This window comes from Leisingera sp. SS27 (assembly GCF_028368855.1).
In the GTDB taxonomy this organism is placed as follows: domain Bacteria; phylum Pseudomonadota; class Alphaproteobacteria; order Rhodobacterales; family Rhodobacteraceae; genus Leisingera.
Map to the genome: position 1 here is coordinate 24,792 of NZ_JAQNCY010000008.1, position 20,954 is coordinate 45,745.

Here is a 20,954-nt window from a genome sequence, read left to right on the forward strand (position 1 = left end):
TGAAGCTAGATCCGATGAGCGGGACGATTAATCTCCGATCGTTCGTCTGAGTATGCAGATCGTTCCAAACTGTGCACTGGAGCAGCGCTTCGGGGTTCACTCATCTGTGCATGGCGGCCTGAGCCAGAGCGCATTAGCCTGAGAGGGAATGCGGAAAAGGGGTGTTTCCATGGGTTGGCTGAGGGCAGTTTTTGTGGCGGGTATTCTGGCGGCGCCTGCGCTGGCGCAGGAGGAACCCGAGCCGCCGATGAGTTATGAGCGGCTGGGCCGGATCCTCTTTGCCCTCGATGACGCAGCGCAGCCGGTGGGGCGCGGGTTCCAGCTGACGATCTCAGGTGTTCCGGTGCTGGTGGTTACTGACCCGGCAGCGGACCGGATGCGGGCGATGGTGCCGCTGCGCCCTGCCGAAGGACTGACGGCAGAGGAACTGCTGCGGATGATGCAGGCGAATTTCGACACCGCGCTGGACGCGCGCTACGCGGTGGCCAAGGGGCAGCTCTGGGCGGTCTTCATTCATCCGCTGTCACCTCTTGAGAAGGACCAGCTGATTTCTTCGCTCGGCCAAACAGTCAATATCGCCCGGACCTATGGCACGCTCTATACCGGCGGGGCCATGCAGTTCGGCGGCGGCGACAGTCCGGGGATTCAGCGGCAGCTGATCGAGGAACTGCTGGAAAAGGGGGAAGAAATCTAAAGTCAGCGGCCACCGCCGCAGTACGAGTTTCGACACGAAATACTGAAACAAGGACGAAAATCGTCTCCTGACGGCCTGAATTCTATGCACCAAGTCGCAGTTTGCAGCCTAATGTCGCTGCAAACGGCTTGGAGAGCGCTGATGACCACATTTCAGGACCGCCTGACTGCACTGCGCCGGGATTTCCACCGCCACCCTGAGCTTGGCTTTCAGGAGGAGCGCACCAGGGCCAAGATCGCGGAGCATCTGCGCAACTTGGGGCTGGAGGTGCACGAAGGCGCCGGTGTTATAGGGTTGCTGCGTGCTGGCGGCGGAAACCGTGCCATCGGACTGCGGGCGGATATGGACGCCCTTCCGATCACCGAAATCTCAACCCACGGCTATGTCTCGGAAACACCAGGCAAGATGCACGCCTGTGGTCATGACGGGCATATGGCAATGCTCCTGGGCGCCGCCGAACGGCTGGTGCAGGAGCAGGGGTTTGACGGCACTGTCGTGTTGATCTTCCAGCCCAACGAAGAACACGGTCTGGGCGCCCAGGCGATGATTGCCGAGGGCGTGCTGGAGCAGTTCCCGATTGAAGAGGTTTATGCGATCCATAATCTGCCGGGCGCACCGGTAGGGCAGATCTCGACCCGCTCCGGCCAGATTTGCAACAGCGAGAGCCTGTTCGAAATCGCGATCCAAGGCCAGGGAGGCCACGCCTCAATGCCGCAGGCAGGGGTGGACGCCATCACTGTCGGTGCCGAAATGGTGCTGGCGCTGCAAACCATCGTGGCGCGCAAACTGGCGCCCGGATCCGGGGCCGTGGTGTCTGTGACGGAATTTCTGACCGACGGCCAGCGGAATGTGCTGCCGGGTCACGCCGTGCTTAAGGGCGACGTGCGTGCACGTGTTCCCGAAGACCGTGAGGCGGTTGAGCGCTTCATGCGCCAGATCGCAGCCGGTGTTGCCGCGGCGCATGCAGTCGAAGCCGAAGTGAGCTTCAACACCGAGTTCGTCGAAACCATCAACGCAGATGGTCCGGCGGAGGCTGTCTACCGCGCTGGTGAGGCTGCAGGCCGCGAAGTGGTCCGTAACCGCCCGCCGATGAGCTTTTCCGAAGATTTTGCTCATTTCTCGGCGGCCGTCCCGGGCTGCTTCCTGCTGTTGGGCAACGGCGAAGAGGGGCCGTGCGGCCAGCCGCTGCATTCGGCGGATTATGATTTCAACGATGCTCTGCTGCCGATTGGCGCAGAATTCTGGGTGCAGCTGGTGCGTGACCGGCTGCCCGTAGGAAAGGACTGACCATGCTTGAAAAATTTAACGTTGCCATCCGCCATGCGGCGGGAAATCCGAACACCGTAGAAGCGGCCTATTCGGTTCTCTCTGAGCAGGATTTTGCGAATGCGCAGGCGGAAATAACGGCCTGGGAGGGTTATGAGGCGACGCCGCTGGTGTCCTTGGCGGGTCTGGCCGGACAGATTGGCGTCGGGCGGATCGACTACAAGCACGAAGGCCCGCGGTTTGGCCTCGGCAGCTTCAAGGCGCTGGGCGGGTCATATGCGGCGCTGCGGGTGCTCCAGCGCGAGCTGACCAAACAGCTGGGCCGGGACGTCAGCCTGGAGGAAATCCGCAACGGTGCCCACAAGGACGCCTGTGCCGGGATCACCCTGGTTTCCGCCACCGACGGCAATCATGGCCGTTCTCTGGCCTGGGGCTGCCAGCGGTTCGGCGCGCCTTGCCGCATCTACATCCATGCCGAGGTCAGCGAGGGGCGCGCTGTGGCGATGCGCGAACTGGGCGCCGAAGTGATCCGCATTACAGGCGATTATGACGAATCCGTCCTGCTGGCCAAGAAAGAGGCGGAGGAAAACGGCTGGTTTGTGGTCTCAGACACCTCCTGGGAAGGCTATACTGAGCCGCCGCGCGACGTGATGGCAGGCTATAGTGTGATGACCCGCGAGGCCTGCGAGGCACTGGCACAGGCGCCGACTCACGTATTCCTTCAGGGGGGCGTTGGCGGCTTGGCGGCATCGGTCGCTGCGGCGCTGCGGCAGTTCTACGGTACGGCTTCCCCGCGGGTCGTGATTGTCGAGCCGGAGCTGGCGGCTTGCCTGTTCGACAGTGCCAAAGCCGGCAAGGCGACCAATTTCGCCATTCAGGAGGAAACCATCATGGCGGGCCTCTCCTGCGGCGAGCCGTCGGAAATGGCTTGGGAAATCCTGGCCGAGGAGGCTGCGGACTTCGTGACGATCCCTGACAGTATTGTAGCTCCCGCGGTGCGCTTGCTGGCAAATGCTGAAACCGGCGATCCGGTGGTGGAGGCAGGCGAAAGCGCGGTGGCGGGTCTGTCTGCCCTGATCGCCGCCTGCCAGTCGCCGGAAATGAAGGCTACCCAGGGTCTCGATGAAACCTCCCGCGTGCTGCTGATCGGCTCCGAAGGTGTCACCGACCCGGCGATTTTCGCTGCGATCATGGAAGGCAAAGACCATGTCTGACGCGCCTGTGCGCGGCTTCCCCGAGGCGGAATTCGCCGCGCGCACCGAAAAGGCTCAGGCGCTTATGGCGGCGCAGGGTTTGGACGGGCTGCTGCTGCTGACAGAACCGGAGGTGCGCTATTTCAGCGGGTTCCACACGCTGTTCTGGCAAAGCCCGACCCGGCCCTGGTTCCTGTTCGTGCCGCCTGCGGGCAAACCGATTGCCATCATTCCAGAGATCGGCGCGGACCTGATGCGCCGGACCTGGATCAAGGACATCCGCACCTGGAGCGCGCCGGCTCCGCAGGATGATGGCATCAGCCTGCTGACAGAGCTGCTCGAGCCCATTGCCGGGCGCGGGGGCACCATTGGCCTGATGAAGGGGCACGAAACTTCGCTCAGAATGCCGCTGGGGGACTACGAGCGGCTGATCGCGGGGCTGCCGGGGCTCAAGGTGGCGGATGCCACGCCGATAGTGCGCGGCCTGCGGATGGTGAAATCCGCAGCCGAAATTGAAAAGCTGCGCCACATCTGCGGCATTGGCTCCCGCACCTTTGCCCAAGTGCCTCAGATCGCCCATGCAGGGCAGCCGTTCGAGGATCTGTTCCGCGCCTTCCGGCGCGAGGCGCTGGCGCAGGGGGCGGATGACGTGCCCTACCTGGTCGGCGGTGCTTATCAGGGCGGCTACAGCGACGTGATCTCGCCGCCGACCACGCGGCCGCTTCAGGCAGGCGATATCGTGATGCTGGATACCGGCGCCACCTGGGACGGGTATTTCTGCGACTTCGACCGGAACTTCGCCATCGGCCGTGCTGATGATCTGTCGCGCCGCGCCTATGATGTGCTGTGGCGCGCCACAGAAGCAGGTATTGCTGCAGCCAAACCCGGCGCCACCTGCCGCGATCTGTTCCGGGCGATGCAGTCCGTGATTGCCGAAATGGACGATCAGGGCGGTGACGTTGGGCGTCTCGGCCATGGGCTGGGGATGCAGCTGACCGAATGGCCCTCGCATGCGGCATTCGATGAGACCGTGATTGAGGAAAACATGGTGCTGACGCTGGAACCCTCGCTAGGCTATGGCGATGGCCGTATCATGGTGCATGAAGAAAACATCGTGGTGCGTGCGGACGGCGCAGAATTGCTGACCGTCCGTGCCGCGCCGGAACTGCCGGTGATCTGAAGGAGGCCCCGCGCCATGAAGCTCCCCTATGACACGGACGCAGGTATTGGCAGCCGCGCCACCCTGGGTGTGATCGTGCTGGAGACCGACGAAACGCTGGAGCCGGAATTCTCCCGGATGATGGCGCAACCCGGCGTGGCGCTCTATCACAGCCGCATCCCGATGGTGCCGGAGGTGCGCCCGGAGACGCTGGCGCAGATGCAGGCAGACCTGCCTGCTTCGGCGCAGCTGTTTCCCTCCACGCCGGACTTTGACGTGATCGGCTATGGCTGCACCTCGGCCTCGACCGTGATCGGCTCCTCCAAGGTGGCTGAGGCCGTGCAGACCGTTCTGCCGAACGCCAAGGTGACCGATCCGCTGGCCGCTATCATCGCGGCAGGCAAGGCGCTGGGCGCTGCCAGGTTTGGATTTGTAACGCCATACCTGCCGGAGGTTTCGGCGCAGATGCGCGCCAAGCTGGAAGCGGCAGGTTTTGACATTGCAGGCTTCGGATCGTTCGAGCAGATGGACGACCGGGTGGTGGCCCGGATCTCCGAGTCGGCAATTGCGGAGGCAGCCGCCCAGGTCGCCGGTCAGGAAGACTGCGATGCAATCGTGATCTCCTGCACCAACCTGCGCTGCCTGCGGATCATACCCGGGATTGAGGCTCAGACGGGTGTGCCGGTCATCTCCAGTAACCAGGCGCTGGGCTGGCACATGCTGCGGCTGGCAGGCGTGACAGATCCGCAGCCGCAGTTCGGTAAACTGTTCACTCTGCCGCTTGCTGGCTGATCGCTAAAATTGTCCGGGAATTGCCAGCTGGCAACCTGCGGCAGGCTGCCCCACGGGAGCGGCGCAGTCTGCGCTTGTAATCCGCGCGCAGGCTGCCACAGATTGTCTCCGGAAACCTGATTTGCTCCAGCGAGGAAGCCCGGATGCCTGCCGCACGCCCCGAAAACCGGAATGTCCTGTTCGTTATCATTGACCAACTGCGCGCGGACTGCCTGTCGGGTGCGCTGGCGGACCATGTGGACCTGCCGAACATCCGCTCCTTCATGCAGGAGGCGGTATCGTTCAACCGGCATTTTTCTGTGACCAACCCCTGCGGACCATCGCGCGCGTCGATCCTGACCGGGCAGTACGCCATGAACCACCGCTCGGTCCGCAATGGCACGCCCCTGCGCCACGACACGCCGAATATCGCCACCGAAATGCGCAAGGCCGGCTACCTGCCGATGCTGTTCGGCTATACCGATACATCGCAGGACCCCCGCGCATTTGACGCCAACGATCCGGCGCTCCGGACCTATGAATACCCGATGAACGGGTTTCATGAAGTGACCGAGATGCGGCTGGAGATGTCCTACCCGTGGCAGTCGCATCTGATGAGCCGCGGCTACGAATTCGAGACCTACTGGGACGTCTACAAGCCGGTTTCGCCGGACGGTGCTGCGCTCCGTCTGAACGGCCCGGCGCTGTACGCGGCAGAGGACAGCGATACCGCATTTCTCACCAACTCATTTCTCAACACGATGCCGGCCCACAGCAAGGACAGCTGGTTTGCGCATCTGACCTACATCCGCCCGCACCCGCCGCTTGTGGCGCCGGCGCCCTACAACAGCATGTATGACCCCGCCAGCCTGCCGCTGCCGCAGCGGCTGGCAAATCCGGAAGAGGAAAGCGCACAGCACCCGTTCTTCGGCCCGCTGCTGCGCAAAAGCACCGCTGCCAGCTTTGTCGAAGGCTTCCCGGATCTGGAGCCAACGGATGAAAACATTCAAACCCTGCGTGCGGTCTACCTGGGGCTGGCAACGGAAGTCGATCATCATGTCGGGCGGGTAATCCGGTTCCTGAAGGACAGTGGGCAGTATGACAGTACTATGGTGGTGATCACCGCTGACCATGGCGAAATGCTGGGCGACCGGCATTCCTGGGGCAAGATGACGGTCTATGATGCCGCCTACCACACGCCGCTGATCATCCGGCTGCCGGGCAACGAGCAGAACGCGGGCGCCTGCCTGTCTCAGATCACGGAATCCATTGATGTGACACCGACCATTCTTAAGTGGGTGGGGCAGGAGGTCCCGAATTCCATGGACGGGCGGTCTCTGCTGCCGCTCCTGCGCGGAGAGACACCGCAGGACTGGCGGCAGTATTCCTTCTCGGAGCTGGATTTCTCGGAGCCGCTTGAGCCGACACTGTGGCAGCAGGAGCTGGGCGCCACTGCCAGTGATTCCTGCCTTGGTATCCTGCGGGATGAGCGGTTCACGCTGGTCGAGTTCGCCGCCGACCTGCCGCCGATGCTGTTTGACAGCCAGGGACGGGGGGAAATGGAGAACGTGGCTGGGCAGGCGGAATATGCAGATGATCTGAACCGGCTGACCCGGCTCATGCTGCGCCACCGGATGAAGAACATGGACCATACGCTCTCGCTGACGGCGATCACGGGTGAAGGTCCCCGCAGCAAGCCTCGCTATCCGCAGTAAGCGCTTCGGCATGAACGACCCGCTTTTGCAAATCATTCTCAATTTCATTGACAGTTGCGAATGATTTGCAATAACAGTGCATCAGACACGCCTTCCAAGGGAGAATCGGATGTTTCCGAAGTTGCTCAAGACCGTATCCGCCGCTGCCATCGCAGCCGTTGCTGCCAGCACCGCAATGGCTGAAGACAAGATGAAGGTCGTTACCACCTTTACCGTGCTTGCCGATATGGCCGCCAATGTGGCGGGTGACGCGGCTGAGGTCGTCTCGGTCACCAAGCCCGGGGCAGAGATCCACGGCTATGAGCCGACCCCGCGCGACATTGTGCGTGCATCTGATGCAGACCTCATCCTGTGGAACGGCATGAACCTGGAGCTGTGGTTCGAGCAGTTCCTGTCGAACATGGAGGATGTGCCCTCTGTCACCCTGACTGACGGCATCGACCCGATCCCGATCGCAGCTGGTTCTTATGAGGGCAAGCCCAACCCGCACGCCTGGATGGGTTTGGATAACGCGCTGATCTATATCGACAACATCGTCGAGGCCTTTGCCGAGCATGACCCGGAAAACGCCGCCGTCTATGTAAAGAACGCTGGCGAGTACAAAGACCGTTTGCGTGCCACCATCGAGCCGCTGCGCCGTTCCATTGCGGAAATCCCCGAGGACAAGCGCTGGCTGGTGACCTGCGAGGGTGCCTTCAGCTACCTGGCACGCGATTTCGGCATGAAGGAGCTGTACCTGTGGCCGATGAATGCCGATCAGGTCGGCACCCCGCAGCAGGTGCGCGGCGTGATTGATGGCGTGCGCGACAATGACATCCCGGTGGTGTTCTGCGAAAGCACCGTGAACACCGCCCCGGCCGAACAGGTGGCCCGCGAAACCGGTGTGGCCTATGGCGGGGAGCTTTATGTCGACTCGCTCAGTGAGGCGGACGGCCCGGTGCCGACCTATTTGGACTTGCTCAGGGTCACATCGGAAACGGTCGCCCGCGGATTGACCGAGGTCACCAACTAAGCCTGTTTTCGTATCCAAGTGCCCCGCAACGCAGGTTGCGGGGCGTTTCATTTCACAAAACACGATTTCTGTGTGTAACTCAGCAGGACAGCCCATGCTTGATGCCAGCGAGACCCGCACCATGAACACCAGCGCCGCACCTGCGGATGGCGGTATTGCCGCCAGTAACGTCACGGTCACCTACCGTAACGGCCACACCGCGCTGTGGGATGCCAGCTTTGCCATTCCCCGCGGCACCGTGACGGCACTGGTGGGGGTGAACGGCGCCGGTAAATCGACCCTGTTCAAGGCGATCATGGGGTTTGTTCCGGCAGCGCAGGGCGAAATCCGCATCCTTGGCATGACGGTCAAGGACGCGCTGCGCAAGAACCTTGTGGCCTATGTGCCGCAGTCCGAGGAGGTCGACTGGGCCTTCCCGGTGCTGGTCGAGGACGTGGTGATGATGGGCCGCTACGGCCACATGGGCTTTCTGCGCCGCCCCAAGGCGGCCGATCACGAGGCGGTCGATCAGGCGCTGCGCCGGGTCAACATGCAGGACTTCCGCCACCGCCAGATCGGCGAGCTGTCCGGCGGCCAGCGCAAGCGTGTGTTTCTTGCCCGCGCCCTGGCACAGGACGGGAAAGTGATCCTGCTGGACGAACCCTTTACTGGCGTGGACGTGAAGACAGAGGAGCAGATCATCGCCCTGCTGCGCGAGTTGCGGGACGAGGGCCGGGTGATGCTGGTCTCCACCCACAACCTGGGCAGCGTGCCGGAGTTCTGTGACCGAACCGTGCTGGTGAAGGGGACCGTGCTTGGGTACGGGCCGACTGAAACCACATTTACCCGGGAAAACCTGGAACACGCCTTTGGCGGCGTGCTGCGCCATTTTACCCTGGGCGGCGATGCGCTGCATGACGATGGCGACACCCGCCAGGTCACCATCCTGACCGACGACGAGCGCCCCTTTGTCCAGTACGGCGAGAAGACCCAGACCAGCGAAAGCCAGGGCGAGGGCGGGGGGCAGCAGTGATGGAATACCTGCTGGAGCCCTTTACCTATGGCTATATGACCAACGCGATGTGGGTTTCGGCGCTGGTGGGCGGCGTCTGCGCCTTCCTGTCGGCCTATCTGATGCTCAAGGGCTGGTCGCTGATTGGCGATGCGCTCTCACATTCGGTGGTGCCGGGTGTGGCTGGTGCTTACATCCTGGGCCTGCCCTTTGCGCTTGGTGCCTTCATTGCGGGTGGGCTGGCTGCAGGAGCGATGCTGTTCCTGTCGGAACGCTCTGGCCTCAAGGTCGATGTGATTATCGGCCTGATCTTCACCTCCTTCTTCGGGCTTGGCTTGTTCATCGTCTCGATCAGCCCGATGTCGGTCTCGGTCCAGACCATCACCATGGGCAATATCCTGGCGATCACGCCGGAGGACACGCTGCAGCTGGCAATCATCGGCTTTGTTTCACTCGCCGTGCTGCTGGCCAAGTGGAAGGACCTGATGGTCACCTTCTTTGACGAAAACCACGCCCGCACCATCGGCTTGCGCCCCGGCCTGCTCAAAGCGGTGTTCTTCGTGCTGTTGTCGGCCTCCGTGGTGGCGGCGATGCAGACCGTAGGCGCATTCCTGGTGATCGCCATGGTGGTAACGCCGGGGGCGACCGCCTACCTGCTCTGCGACCGCTTCCCGCGGCTGATCCTAGTCTCGGTGCTGATTGGTGCCCTCACCAGCTTCTTCGGCGCCTATGCCAGCTACTTTCTGGATGGTGCCACCGGCGGCATCATCGTGACGCTGCAAACCGTGATCTTCCTTGTGATCTTTGTCTTTGCCCCGAAACACGGGCTGTTGGCGGCCAAGCGCAAGGCGCGCGAAGCGCTGAAGCGCGGCCCGGCCGCACAAGGGGGTGCTGCGTGATGGACCTCGGTACGCTGCTGATGCCGTTCCAGTTTGCGTTTATGCAGAACGCCTTTCTGATCTCGCTGATCGTCTCTGTGCCGACGGCTCTCTTGTCCTGCTTTCTGGTGATGAAGGGCTGGGCACTGATGGGCGATGCGGTCAGCCATGCAGTGCTGCCGGGGATCGTGCTGGCCTATATCGTGGGCCTGCCGCTGATCCTCGGGGCCTTTGCCGCCGGTATGCTCTGTGCGGTCGCCACAGGCTTTCTGTCCGGCAACAGCCGGGTCAAGCAGGACACCGTGATGGGGGTGGTGTTTTCCGGCATGTTCGGGTTGGGCATCGTGCTTTACGTCTCGGTTGAGACCAACGCGCATCTGGATCACATCCTGTTCGGCAACATGCTGGGGGTGGAAGGGCATGAGCTCTGGACCGCGGGCATTATCTCTCTGGTGGTTGGTGCAGCGCTGGTCCTGAAGTGGAAAGACCTGCTGCTGCACAGCTTCGACCCTGCGCAGGCGCAGGCCTCCGGCCTGCCGGTCACGGTTCTGCACTACGGGCTGCTGGCGGCCTTGTCGCTGACCATTGTGGCGACGCTGTCGGCGGCGGGGCTGATTTTGGCCATCGGCTTGCTGATCGCGCCGGGTGCAATTGCCTTCCTGGTGGTGCGCAAGTTCTCAACCATGCTCTGGGTATCGGTTCTGGTCTGCATGGTCTCGATGCTGGCGGGAACTTATGCCAGCTTCTTCCTCGACAGCGCCCCGGCACCGACCATCGTGCTGATCCTAAGTGCGCTGTTCATCCTGGCTTTTGTGCAGCGCTTGTATTTGACCCGCAAAACCTCGATGCAGCGCACCAGGGAAACCTCCGGAACCGCATGAGTCACTCGGTCCCGGGCCGGGCCATTTCCAGCAGCCATTGCCGCACCAGTTCTGCATTAGGAACCAGGTCCTGCGTCTTGGACCATACCAGATAGAACCCTGATCCGGTGGTCCAGGACCAGTCCTTGCGCGCTGCCAGCAGCCCCTGTTTGATCAGCGGTTCGGTCACATGCTGCCAGCCAAAGGCAAAACCCTCGCCCGCAATCGCCGCCTGCAGCACCAGCGCATAGTCGTTGAGGCGCAGGCCTGCAGCGGGCAGCCGCCCTGTGACCCCGAAATGGGCGAACCATTGCTGCCACCGGGGACGCTCCCGGATCGGCTCCTCCAGATGGATCAGCCGCTCATGCAGCAGGTTCGGCACGGTTGCTAGGTTCACCGCAGAAGCCATTACCCGCGGGCTGGCCACCGGAAAGATCACCTCAGGTGCAATCAGGGCTGAATGGCAATCCGGCCAGTTTCCATCCCCGCGCCGCACCGCCAGTGAAATGCCTTCGGTATTGATATCAGGCTCCCGGTCAGAGCTTTGCAGCCGCAGGTCGATATCGGGGTGCGCCTCGTGCAGCTGGGCCAGTCTTGGCATCACCCAGTAGTATGCAAAAGCGGAGGAGCAGTTGAGCGTCACATGGTCATTGCGCCCGAACTGCCGCACCGCTTTGGCTGATGACAGGATGTCCTCCAGCGCTTTGGAGACATCTGTGTAAAGCCGCATTCCCGCCCCGGTCAGTTCCACCTTCCGGTGGCCGCGGCGGAATAAAACAACGCCCAAAGACGCCTCCAACTGCTTGACCGCCGCACTGACGGCAGGCTGCTGCACGTTCAGTTCCTCCGATGCACGGGTGAATGAACCGTGCCGGGCGGCGGCTTCGAACACGATCAGGTGGCGGGGGCTGGTGAGGAGTTTCCAGAGTTCTTGCATAACTGTGCATTATCTAAATCATCAGATTTTTCAACCGTCACAACATCCGCGCCGGGTCTTATTGTTCCGCAACGCCTGAAGATGGAGAGCCCCATGGCCCGACGCGCCCGCGCATCCCGTGACAGAAACACTGCCCCCGCCGACGTTCCGGCGTCGCCCTGGATCCAGCGCACGCTGCCGTTCTTTGACGCTCTGGATGAGGAGAAGCTGGTCAAGCTGGAAGCACAGGTTGACTGGATATTCGAAGAAGTCGGCATTGCCTTCCGCGACGACCCGGAGGCGCTGCGGATCTGGAAGGAAGCCGGCGCCAGGATCGACGGCGATACAATCCGGGCTGATGCGCAGTGGATCCGCTCCCTTTGCGCCAAGGCGCCGCGGGAGTTCACGCAGCTGGCCCGCAACCCGGCGCGGTCGGTCACCATTGGCGGCAACAACCAGGTGTTTGCCCCGATCTATGGCGCGCCGTTTGTGCGGGATCTGGAGGACGGGCGGCGCTATGGCGATATGGCGGCGTTCGAGAAACTGGTGAAGCTCACCTATATGCATCCGAACCTGCATCACGGCGGGTTTGTGATCTGCGAACCTTGTGACGTGCCGGTGAGCAAGCGCCACTTCGACATGCTGTTTGCCCATATGACGCTGAGCGACAAACCGCATCTGGGCGCCATCACCGAGATGTCCCGCGCACAGGACAGTGTCGACATGGCCGAAATCGTCTTTGGCAAGGACGTCATGGACAACAACTGCGTGATCATGGGCAATGTGAACACCAATTCACCGCTCCTGGTGGACAAGGTGGTGACGGAGGCAATCAGGGTCTATTGCGGGCGGAATCAGGGAATTGTGGTTGTTCCCTTTATCCTCTCGGGTGCCATGGGGCCGGTCTCTACTGCCGCCTCGGTGGCGCAGGCGATGGCGGAGGCGATGATGTGCTGCGCCTTTGCCCAGATCGTCCGTCCCGGCGCACCGTTTGTGCTGGGCAACTTCCTGTCGTCGATGTCGCTGAAGTCCGGCGCGCCGACGTTCGGGATGCCGGAGCCGGTGGTGTCGAACTATGCCATCGGCCAGCTGGCGCGCCGGGCCGGGCTGCCCTTGCGCTGCGGCGGGTCACTGACCGCCTCCAAGATCGAGGATGCGCAGGCGGCCTATGAAAGCGCCGACTCGATGCATTCCACCATGCTGGCCGGGGCCAATTTTGTGCTGCATTCGGCGGGCTGGCTGGAAGGCGGGCTGTGCACCGGGTTTGAGAAGCTGATCATGGATGCGGACCGGCTGGGGTCCTACCAGAAGGTGCTGAGCCAGGGGCTGGATACCAGCGACGAGGCGATGGCCCGTGATGCCTACGCCGAAGTGGCGCCGGGCGGGCACTTCCTGGGTTCCGGTCACACCATGCGCAACTACCAGACCGCGTTTTATGAGCCGAAGCTGAGCGACAGCGAGAATGTCGAGAGCTGGGAAGAAGGCGGGTCCAAGGACATGCGCCAGCGCGCCTATGAGCGCTGGAACCAGATGCTGAACGAGTATCAGGCGCCGCCAATGGATGAGGCGGTGAAAGAGGAACTGGCCGCCTATGTTGCCCGCCGCAAGGAGGAGATCCCGGATGCGTGGTTCTGAGTTAAGAAACTCTTCACCCATTTCCACAGCTTATGCAGGAAATGCCGGATTGACCCGGCACCCCCTGTGCACCCCCCGTACACCACTTGTGCACCCCCTGGGTGCCGTTTGCCGCAATTCCCGCCTTGTGCCCCAGATCTGAGGACAAACCCATGTCAGACAATTTTGCCCAATCGACGCTCAACATCCACAAGGAGGAGAGCACCGGAGACAAGAAACTGCCGAGCCACGCCAAGGCGGTGATCATTGGCGGCGGTGTGGTTGGCTGTTCGATCCTGTTCCACCTGGCCAAATTCGGCTGGAAGGATGTTGTGCTGCTGGAACGGGATGAGCTGACCTCCGGCTCCTCCTGGCACGCGGCGGGGCAGATCCATACGATTTCGTCCGATCCCAACATCTCGCGCCTGCAGTCCTACACCATCGACCTGTATAAGGAGATCGAGGAGACCTCCAGCCACTCCGTCGGTCTGCACATCACTGGCGGGTTTTATCTGGCGTCGAACAAGACCTGGTACGACTACCTGAAGCGGGAACGCTCCAAGGCGCGTTACATGGGTTTGAACCAGGAGTTCATCAGCCCCAAGGAAGTGGCCGAGCGCCATCCGCTGATTGATCCGAAACATTACCACGCGGCGCTGTGGGATGATCAGGACGGCGATCTGGACCCGTCGGGCGCGACCTATGCCTTTGCCAAGTCCGCCCGCGTGCATGGCGCGCAGTATTTCACCCATACGCCGGTGACCGGTACCACTCAGCGCGCCGACGGCAGCTGGGATGTGACCACTCCGCGCGGTGTGATCAATGCCGAGCACATCGTGAACTGCGGCGGGCTGTGGGCGCGGGAAGTCGGCCACATGCAGGGCGTCAACCTGCCGGTGCAGCCGATGGAGCACCATTACCTGATCACCGACAAGATCGACGCGGTGGCCAACCACCCGACCCGCCTGCCGGCCGGCATCGACTATGAAGCCAACATCTATTTCCGGCAGGAACGGCAGGGGATGCTGCTGGGCACCTATGAGCCGAAGGGCACGCCCTGGAAGGTGGGCGGCACGCCCTGGGATTTCGGGCATGAGCTGCTGCAGCCGGATCTGGACCGGATTGCCGACCGTCTGGAGATGTCGTTTGAGCGTATCCCGGCCATCGGGGAGGCGGGCATCAAGGATATGATCAACGGGCCGTTTACATTCGGTCCCGACGGCAACCCGATGATCGGCCCAGTGCCGGGCATGAAGAACTACTGGTGTGCCGTGGGCGTGATGGCGGGCTTCTGCCAGGGCGGCGGCGTGGGCCTGACCATGGCCGAATGGATGATCGACGGTGAGCCGTCCATCGACGTCTGGGCGATGGATGTGGCGCGGTTCGGTGAGTTTGCGACGCCCGACTGGGGTACCGTGAAATCGACCGAGAACTACGAGCGCCGGTTTGTGATGACCTTCCCGAACGAGACGCTGCCGAAGGGGCGGATGCAGAAGACCACTGCGTTGTACGACCGTCTGGTCGCCAAGGGCGCGCGGATGGGGCAGGGCTTTGGCCTGGAGAATGCGCTGTGGTTTGCTGATGGGCCGGAGGATGCGCATGAGGAGCCGACGTTTGAGCGCAACCGCTCGCATGAGTATGTGGCGCGCGAGGTGAAGGCGGTGCGCGAGGCCGTGGGCGGCATCGAGATTGCCAACTTTGCCAAGCATGAATTCAAGGGCGCAGGCGCGCGGGCCTATCTGGACCGCGTGCTGGCGGGATACGTGCCGAAGCCGGGCCGCCTGACCCTGACACCGATGCTGACGCCGAAGGGAAAGCTGTACGGCGATCTGACTGTGGCCTGCCTGGGTGAGGAGCATTTCATGCTGTTCGGCTCCGGCGCCATGCAGGAGGCGCACCGCCGCTGGTTCGAGAAGGACCTGCCCGCGGATGTGTCGTACCAGAACGTCTCTGACGACTGGCATGGTATTGCCCTGTCGGGTCCGAAGTCGCGGGAACTGCTGCAGCGGATTACGCGCGAGGATGTCTCGGGCGAGGCGTTCAAGTTCCGCGATCTGCGCCAGACCTTTGTCGGCGGCGTGCCGGTGATCCTGAACCGGATCAGCTTCTCGGGCGAGCTGGGCTATGAGATCTACTGCAAGCCGCAGTACCTGCTGCGCCTGGCGGAGGCGATCGAGGAGGCGGGCGCCGATCTGGGCTATCGCTGGTACGGGGCGCGCGCGCTGATGTCGATGCGTCTGGAGAAGGGCTGGGGCGTCTGGACGCTGGACTTCCGCCCCGATTTCGACGCGGCGGAGAGCGGCATGGATGTCTTCATCAACTGGAAGAAGGATTTCGTGGGCAAGGAAGCCGCGCTGAAGGCCAAGGAGGCTGGGGCAAGCCGCAAGCTGGTCACCATGACCATCGACGTGGACGGCATAGATGTGTCGAACGACGAGGCGATCCTGAAGGATGGCGAGGCGGTTGGCTACATCTCCTCGGGCGGCTATGCGCATCACGCAAAGACCTCTATGGCGATGGGCTATGTCTCGGCGGAGCACGCCGCGGCCGGTACCAAACTGCAGATCGAGATCCTGGGCGAGATGTATGACGCCGAAGTGCTGGGCGCGCCGATTTATGACGCCAACGGCGCCAATATGCGCGCGTGAGCCAAGACGGGGAGCGGATATCATGACCCAAGCCATGCGAACGCTCCCCCAAGCTGCTGAGGCCGTTCCGGCCTGCCGCTGCATCTTCCTGCTGCTGCCGACCTTCTCGCCGCTGGACCTGTCCAGTGCGGTGGCGGCGCTGGAGGCGGCGAACATGCGTGACGGGACCGCGCGCTATGACTGGCGCGTGGTGAGCGAGGACGGGCTGCCGGTCACTGCCCCGAACGGGCTGGGCGTGGCCGTCGATGGCGGCCTGCCGGACCTGGTGCGCGGCAGCATGGTGTTTGTCTGCGGCGGCCAGGGGGTGGAGCCGGGCATCTCGCTGAAGGTGTTGGGCTGGCTCAGGAAGGCGCAGCGCATGGGGCTGCCGATGGCGGCGCTGGGCGGCGGCATCATGGCGCTGGCACGGGCTGGGCTGCTTGCCGGGCGTCAGGCCTCTGTCCACTGGGCGCAGCGGGCCACTTTGGCTGAGATGCACCCGGATGTGGAGGTGAAAAGCTCGCTGTTCACCATCGACGGTAAGCTGATCACCTGCGCCGGCGGCACCGCCACGGTGGACATGATGCTGAACCTGATTTCAGATCATCACGGATCGGACGTGGCAACGGCGGCGGCGGATCTGATGGTGTGTTCCTCAGCCCGCAAGGGCAGTCAGGACCAGACGGTTTCAGAATTCGGGCGCGCAGGCGTGCGGCATGAAAAACTGGCTGCAGCCCTCAGCCTGATGCGCAGCAATCTGGAAGAGCCGCTGACCCCCGGCGGCATTGCGGATCTGGTTGGCCTGTCGGTGCGCCAGCTGGAACGGCTGTTTTCCAAGTATCTGCAGACCACGCCCAAGGTCTATTACACCAAGCTGCGTCTGGACTACGCGCGCAGCCTGCTGCTGCAGACCAACATGCGGATTATTGATGTGGCGCTGGCCTCAGGCTTCAACAGCCAGACCCACTTCGCCAAGGTCTACCGGCGCTATTTCGGCAAGTCTCCGCATCAGGAGCGGCCGTTCTGAGGGCGGTTGGCTTGCGCGGCGGTCGCATCCGTTGAAGCATCTGGAAAAACCGCGGTGCGGCAGGTGAAACGCGTCCGCATCAGCACAAAACTTTGCTGTTGTGCATTCTGTCATTTCGGGAAGGGTGGTAGCGGAGGAGGGACTTGAACCCCCGACACGCGGATTATGATTCCGCTGCTCTAACCAACTGAGCTACTCCGCCGCTCTGTGTGGAGGCGATTTACGGAATGCCGCCAGCCGGGTCAAGCAGAAAAGCAGAAGAATCCCCGATTCTTCTGAGATTTTTCGCAGTGATAGGATTTCTATATATTTTTCAGCGGGTTGGTTGCGCCTGGGGCCGGGTGCGATCCATCAGGGCGGCTGTTGCGGCGCGTGCGGACGGATGGCGGCAGTGCTTATTCGGACAGGCTGTCGAGGGCCGCGAGATCCGGACGCGGCAGCTTGTCCAGCAGGGCAAACACCAGGGCGCGGCAGGACTCGCCGGTCCAGTCCGCCGGGTGGAAACCGGATGGCAGATCCGGGTGGCGCAGGACCACACGGCGCCAGCGGTGCACAATCAGGGTCCGCAAGGTGCCGGTCTGCACAGGTGTCAGGACGGCGGGCGGTGCAGAGATTTGCTGCAGGTCCCGCTGCAGGGCGCCACAGGCCTGGCACAGGTGGTCCGGGAACAGGCGTGATTTCAGCCAATCAGGCACCGCAATGGAGCTGACGCCCGCCGCAAGCAGATCATCCAGGTTTTGCGGCACAGGGCCGCGGCCCAGAGCGGTGGTGCGGTTGACCGCCACGTAGCTGGGCAGCATCAGCACCTCATCCAGGGTGGCCTGGCCGGCGCCGTCCTCTGCGATCAGCAAGTGCCATTCGCCTGGTACCGCCGCGCGGCGTTCATAGATCCGCGGGGTGACTGCGGCGGATTGCTTGCGGCCGTATTCTGTCAGGTAGTGGACCGAGGCGCGGCCTGCGCGCGCGCTTTCGATCCAGCCGTCCTTGCGCAGCCGGTGCAGGGCCACGCGGATGGCCTCGGGCTTGATCCCCATCGGGGTAATGATGCGTGTCAGCGCCCCGCCGCTGATCTGGGCACCCTTGTCCTGGGCCAGATCACCGAACAGCGAAACAATGACCGACCAGACCCGCTGGTTCTGCGGGTCGTTCAGCTGTTGGACAGTGGCGTCAAACCAGGGGTTATGCTGTTCGTTCATGGGGATAAATATAGAACGCCCGGACTGGATAGACCAGTCCGGGCGCACGGCTGCGTTACCGCAGCCTGCCGCTTTTGCGCAAGTCAGAAGGCGTTCATGGTCAGCAGTTCATATTCCGCCGCGATCTCATCATCCTGATTGGTCAAGGTCACGTGCCAGCGCACCTCGCCGTATTCCTCGTTGCGGGGGGTCTTCTTCTTGACCGACAGGCGGACCTTGATGCTTTCGCCCGCCGAAATAGGCTTCATGAAGCGCAGATTGTCGAGGCCGGTGTTGGCCAGAACCGGGCCCTCGTCCGGCTGCACGAACAGGCCTGCGGCAAAGGACAGGAGCAGGTACCCGTGTGCCACGCGGCCCGGGAAGAACGGGTTCCGCCTGGCGGCGTCGTCGTCCATGTGGGCATAGAAGGTGTCACCGGTAAAATGGGCGAAGGTCTCGATATCCTCCAGCGTCACGGTACGCGGTGCGGTGTGCAGGGTCTCGCCGATGGACAGCTCGCCGAACTTGCGGGTGAAGGGGTGCGCCGGGCCTTCGATCTCGGTGCCGCCGGGGACCCATTTGTCTCCAATCGCGGACAGGATGTCGGGCGAGCCCTGGATGGCGGTGCGCTGCATGTAGTGTTTGACGCCGCGCACGCCGCCCATCTCCTCGCCGCCGCCGGCGCGGCCCGGGCCGCCGTGCACCATGTGGGGCAGGGGGGAGCCATGGCCGGTCGATTCCTTCATCGAGTCGCGGTTGTTGAAGTAGAGGCGGCCGTGATAGGCGCCGGCGCCGATGGCAACCTCGCGGGCGACATTGGCGTCATGGGTAATGACAGAGGCCACCAGCGAGCCCTGGCCGCGGTTGGCCAGATCAATGGCGTGGTCCAGATCGCGGTAGCCCATGATGGTGGAGACGGGGCCGAAGGCCTCTGTGTCGTGCACGCGCTGGGCGTTGTCCGGATCGGCGCAGTGGAACAGCATCGGCGGGACAAAGGCGCCTTTTTCGGCGTCGGCGTCGGCGCCGTCGACTGAGAAGTTTTCCGGGTCGCCAAAGACGCGCTCCGCCTCCTGGCCGATGATTTCAGCCTTTTCCAGCACGTCGCGTTTCTGGCTATTGGAGACCAGCGCGCCCATGCGGGTGGTATCGAGGCGCGGATCACCGATGACAGTCTTGGACAGGCGAGCGGACAGTGCCTCGATCACCGCGTCCACCTGCGCTTGCGGCGCGATGATGCGGCGGATGGCGGTGCATTTCTGGCCCGCCTTGGTGGTCATTTCGCGGCTGACTTCCTTGACGAACAAGTCGAACTCCGGCGTGCCGGGCTGCGCGTCGGGGCCCAGGATGGACGCGTTGAGGCTGTCCTGTTCGGCCACAAAACGGACCGAGTTTTCCAGGATCACCGGGTTCGCGCGCAGTTTCAGTGCGGTATTGGCGGAGCCGGTGAAGCTGACCACGTCCTGCATGGTCAGGTGGTCCAGCATGTCGCCGAGGCCGCCGGAGACCAGTTGCAGCGCGCCCTCGGGCAGGATGCCGCTGTCGAGCATCAGTTTTACTGCCAGTTCCGTCACATAGCAGCTGTTGGTGGCGGGCTTCACGATGGCGGGAACACCGGCGAGCAGGGTGGGGGCCAGTTTCTCCAGCATGCCCCAGACAGGGAAGTTGAAGGCGTTGATATGAACCGCGACACCGCGCAGCGGGGTGCAGATGTGCTGGCCCAGGAAGGTGCCGTTGCGGCTGAGCTGCTCTACGTCGCCGTCGAGGTAGACATGGCCGTCCGGCATCTCGCGGCGGCCCTTGGAGGCGAAGACGAACATGGTGCCGATGCCGCCGTCGATGTCGATCATATGGTCGGACTGTGTGGCACCGGTGTTGAACGACAGGTCATAAAGCGCCTGCTTGTGCTGGTTCAGGTGGCCTGCCAGCGCCTTCAGCATCCGGGCGCGGTCGTGGAAGGTCAGCTTCCGCAGGTTGGCACCGCCCACCGCGCGGGCGTAGTCGAGCATTCCTTGCACGTCGAGTGCGTCATTGCCGGCTGACGCGATCACCTCGCCGGTGATGGCGCTGGCGATGTTGCGGGCGCCTGTGCCCGGTGCGACCCATTGACCCGCTGCAAAGCTGGAAATCTCTAGAAGGCTCATCCTGTCGTCCTTTTCATCAGGCCGGCGCGGAGCCGGCTGGCTGGAATCCGATGCTGAGATATATTGACCGTCCGGTCGGTTTATGCAAGAAATTTGTCAGATGCGCCGCTGACGAGGGTGAGGGAGCGATGAGCGATACGATTCTGGTTGAGGACCACGGCACCTGGGTGGAGATCACCCTGAACCGCCCGGACCGGCTGAACAGTTTCAACGAGGAGATGCACAACGCCTTGCGCGCCGCGCTGGAAGGCGCGCGCGACGGCGGCGCCCGCGCGGTGCTGCTGACCGGCGCCGGGCGCGGCTTCTGCGCCGGCCAGGATCTGGGCGACCGCGACCCGCGCAAGATGGACGGGCCGCCGGACCTGAGCCAGACCGTGCGCAAATTCTATGCGCCGCTGGTGCGGCTGATCCGTGAATTGAACTTCCCGGTGATCTGCGCGGTGAACGGCGTGGCCGCGGGGGCAGGCGCCAACCTGGCGCTGGCCTGCGACATGGTGCTGGCAGCGGAAAGCGCCAAGTTCATCCAGTCGTTTTCCAAGGTGGGCCTGATCCCAGACACTGGCGGCAGCTGGCATCTGCCGCGGCTGCTGGGCGAGGCGCGGGCCAAGGGTCTGGCGCTGACCGCTGAGCCGCTGCCTGCGAAGAAGGCAGAGGACTGGGGCCTGATCTGGAAAGCGCTGCCGGACGGCGAACTGATGGCAGAGGCCCGCGCCATGGCAGAGAAATTTGCCAATGGCCCGACGCTGGGGTTGGGGCTGACCAAGCAGTGCATCCAGGCCGCGGCGGTCAACACCCTGTCCGACCAGCTGGAGATTGAGGCGGACGCGATGAAGACCTGCGGCGAAAGCGCGGATTACGCCGAGGGCGTCGCCAGCTTCCTGGAAAAACGCGCCCCCGCGTTCAAGGGCAAATGAC

General features: G+C 63.1%; 17 protein-coding genes and 1 tRNA gene. 14 read left to right on the forward strand and 4 right to left on the reverse strand.

Annotated elements, in window-relative coordinates; genetic code table 11:
- The first annotated feature begins 169 nt into the window (after positions 1-169).
- The 10 genes from N6L27_RS16320 (at position 170) to N6L27_RS16365 (ending at position 10,560) form a co-directional block, all read left to right on the forward strand.
- Entirely contained in the window at positions 170-694 is a 525-nt protein-coding gene (locus N6L27_RS16320; protein ID WP_271908373.1) for a hypothetical protein, read from the forward strand.
- 141 nt (positions 695-835) lie between these two features.
- Positions 836-1,981 carry an amidohydrolase gene (locus N6L27_RS16325; RefSeq protein WP_271908374.1) on the forward strand — a complete coding sequence of 382 codons (1,146 nt, stop codon included), beginning with the start codon at positions 836-838 and terminating at the stop codon, positions 1,979-1,981.
- A gap of 2 nt (positions 1,982-1,983) precedes the next feature.
- Entirely contained in the window at positions 1,984-3,174 is a 1,191-nt protein-coding gene (locus N6L27_RS16330; RefSeq protein ID WP_271908375.1) for a diaminopropionate ammonia-lyase, read from the forward strand.
- Positions 3,167-4,333, forward strand: a complete 1,167-nt coding sequence (locus N6L27_RS16335; protein WP_271908376.1) for a M24 family metallopeptidase — start codon at positions 3,167-3,169, stop codon at positions 4,331-4,333. The genes N6L27_RS16330 and N6L27_RS16335 overlap by 8 nt, the downstream gene beginning before the upstream one ends.
- A gap of 15 nt (positions 4,334-4,348) precedes the next feature.
- Positions 4,349-5,104, forward strand: a complete 756-nt coding sequence (locus N6L27_RS16340) for a maleate cis-trans isomerase family protein (RefSeq protein ID WP_271908377.1) — start codon at positions 4,349-4,351, stop codon at positions 5,102-5,104.
- 143 nt (positions 5,105-5,247) lie between these two features.
- On the forward strand, positions 5,248-6,798 hold the full coding sequence (locus N6L27_RS16345; protein ID WP_271908378.1) for an alkaline phosphatase family protein: 1,551 nt from the start codon (positions 5,248-5,250) through the stop codon (positions 6,796-6,798).
- Positions 6,799-6,907: 109 nt separating this feature from the next.
- Positions 6,908-7,810, forward strand: a complete 903-nt coding sequence (locus tag N6L27_RS16350) for a metal ABC transporter substrate-binding protein (RefSeq protein WP_271908379.1) — start codon at positions 6,908-6,910, stop codon at positions 7,808-7,810.
- Positions 7,811-7,904: 94 nt separating this feature from the next.
- The gene (locus tag N6L27_RS16355; protein ID WP_271908380.1) at positions 7,905-8,822 is read left to right on the forward strand and encodes a manganese/iron ABC transporter ATP-binding protein; all 918 of its coding nucleotides are present in this window, start codon (positions 7,905-7,907) and stop codon (positions 8,820-8,822) included.
- Positions 8,822-9,700: a metal ABC transporter permease gene (locus N6L27_RS16360; protein ID WP_271908381.1), complete on the forward strand. Its 879-nt coding sequence runs from the start codon at positions 8,822-8,824 to the stop codon at positions 9,698-9,700. The genes N6L27_RS16355 and N6L27_RS16360 overlap by 1 nt, the downstream gene beginning before the upstream one ends.
- Positions 9,700-10,560 (forward strand): metal ABC transporter permease, encoded by an 861-nt coding sequence (locus N6L27_RS16365; protein WP_271908537.1) that lies wholly within the window; start codon positions 9,700-9,702, stop codon positions 10,558-10,560. Before N6L27_RS16360 ends, N6L27_RS16365 begins: the two co-directional genes overlap by 1 nt.
- A gap of 1 nt (position 10,561) precedes the next feature.
- Here N6L27_RS16365 and N6L27_RS16370 read toward each other — a convergent pair whose 3' ends face one another.
- Complete coding sequence (locus N6L27_RS16370) at positions 10,562-11,476, reverse strand: LysR substrate-binding domain-containing protein (protein WP_271908382.1); 915 nt, start codon at positions 11,474-11,476, stop codon at positions 10,562-10,564.
- Between the two features lie 93 nt (positions 11,477-11,569).
- Between N6L27_RS16370 and N6L27_RS16375 the strand changes: the two genes are divergently transcribed.
- From N6L27_RS16375 to N6L27_RS16385, 3 genes are all read left to right on the forward strand, one after another.
- Positions 11,570-13,090: a trimethylamine methyltransferase family protein gene (locus tag N6L27_RS16375; protein ID WP_271908383.1), complete on the forward strand. Its 1,521-nt coding sequence runs from the start codon at positions 11,570-11,572 to the stop codon at positions 13,088-13,090.
- A gap of 152 nt (positions 13,091-13,242) precedes the next feature.
- Positions 13,243-15,717, forward strand: coding sequence for a GcvT family protein (locus N6L27_RS16380; protein WP_271908384.1), 2,475 nt, complete (start codon positions 13,243-13,245; stop codon positions 15,715-15,717).
- 22 nt (positions 15,718-15,739) lie between these two features.
- On the forward strand, positions 15,740-16,723 hold the full coding sequence (locus N6L27_RS16385; protein WP_271908385.1) for a GlxA family transcriptional regulator: 984 nt from the start codon (positions 15,740-15,742) through the stop codon (positions 16,721-16,723).
- Positions 16,724-16,848: 125 nt separating this feature from the next.
- Here N6L27_RS16385 and N6L27_RS16390 read toward each other — a convergent pair.
- The 3 genes from N6L27_RS16390 to paaZ form a co-directional block, all read right to left on the reverse strand.
- Positions 16,849-16,925: transfer RNA gene (locus tag N6L27_RS16390), tRNA-Met, on the reverse strand.
- A 193-nt stretch (positions 16,926-17,118) separates the two neighbouring features.
- Positions 17,119-17,919, reverse strand: coding sequence for a PaaX family transcriptional regulator C-terminal domain-containing protein (locus tag N6L27_RS16395; RefSeq protein WP_271908386.1), 801 nt, complete (start codon positions 17,917-17,919; stop codon positions 17,119-17,121).
- A gap of 83 nt (positions 17,920-18,002) precedes the next feature.
- A complete protein-coding gene (gene paaZ, locus N6L27_RS16400) occupies positions 18,003-20,039 on the reverse strand; it encodes a phenylacetic acid degradation bifunctional protein PaaZ (protein WP_271908387.1) in 2,037 nt (678 codons plus the stop codon).
- 128 nt (positions 20,040-20,167) lie between these two features.
- On the opposite strand from paaZ, the gene paaG reads away from it, so the two are divergent.
- Positions 20,168-20,953: a 2-(1,2-epoxy-1,2-dihydrophenyl)acetyl-CoA isomerase PaaG gene (gene paaG / locus N6L27_RS16405; RefSeq protein WP_271908388.1), complete on the forward strand. Its 786-nt coding sequence runs from the start codon at positions 20,168-20,170 to the stop codon at positions 20,951-20,953.
- Position 20,954 lies beyond the last annotated feature (1 nt).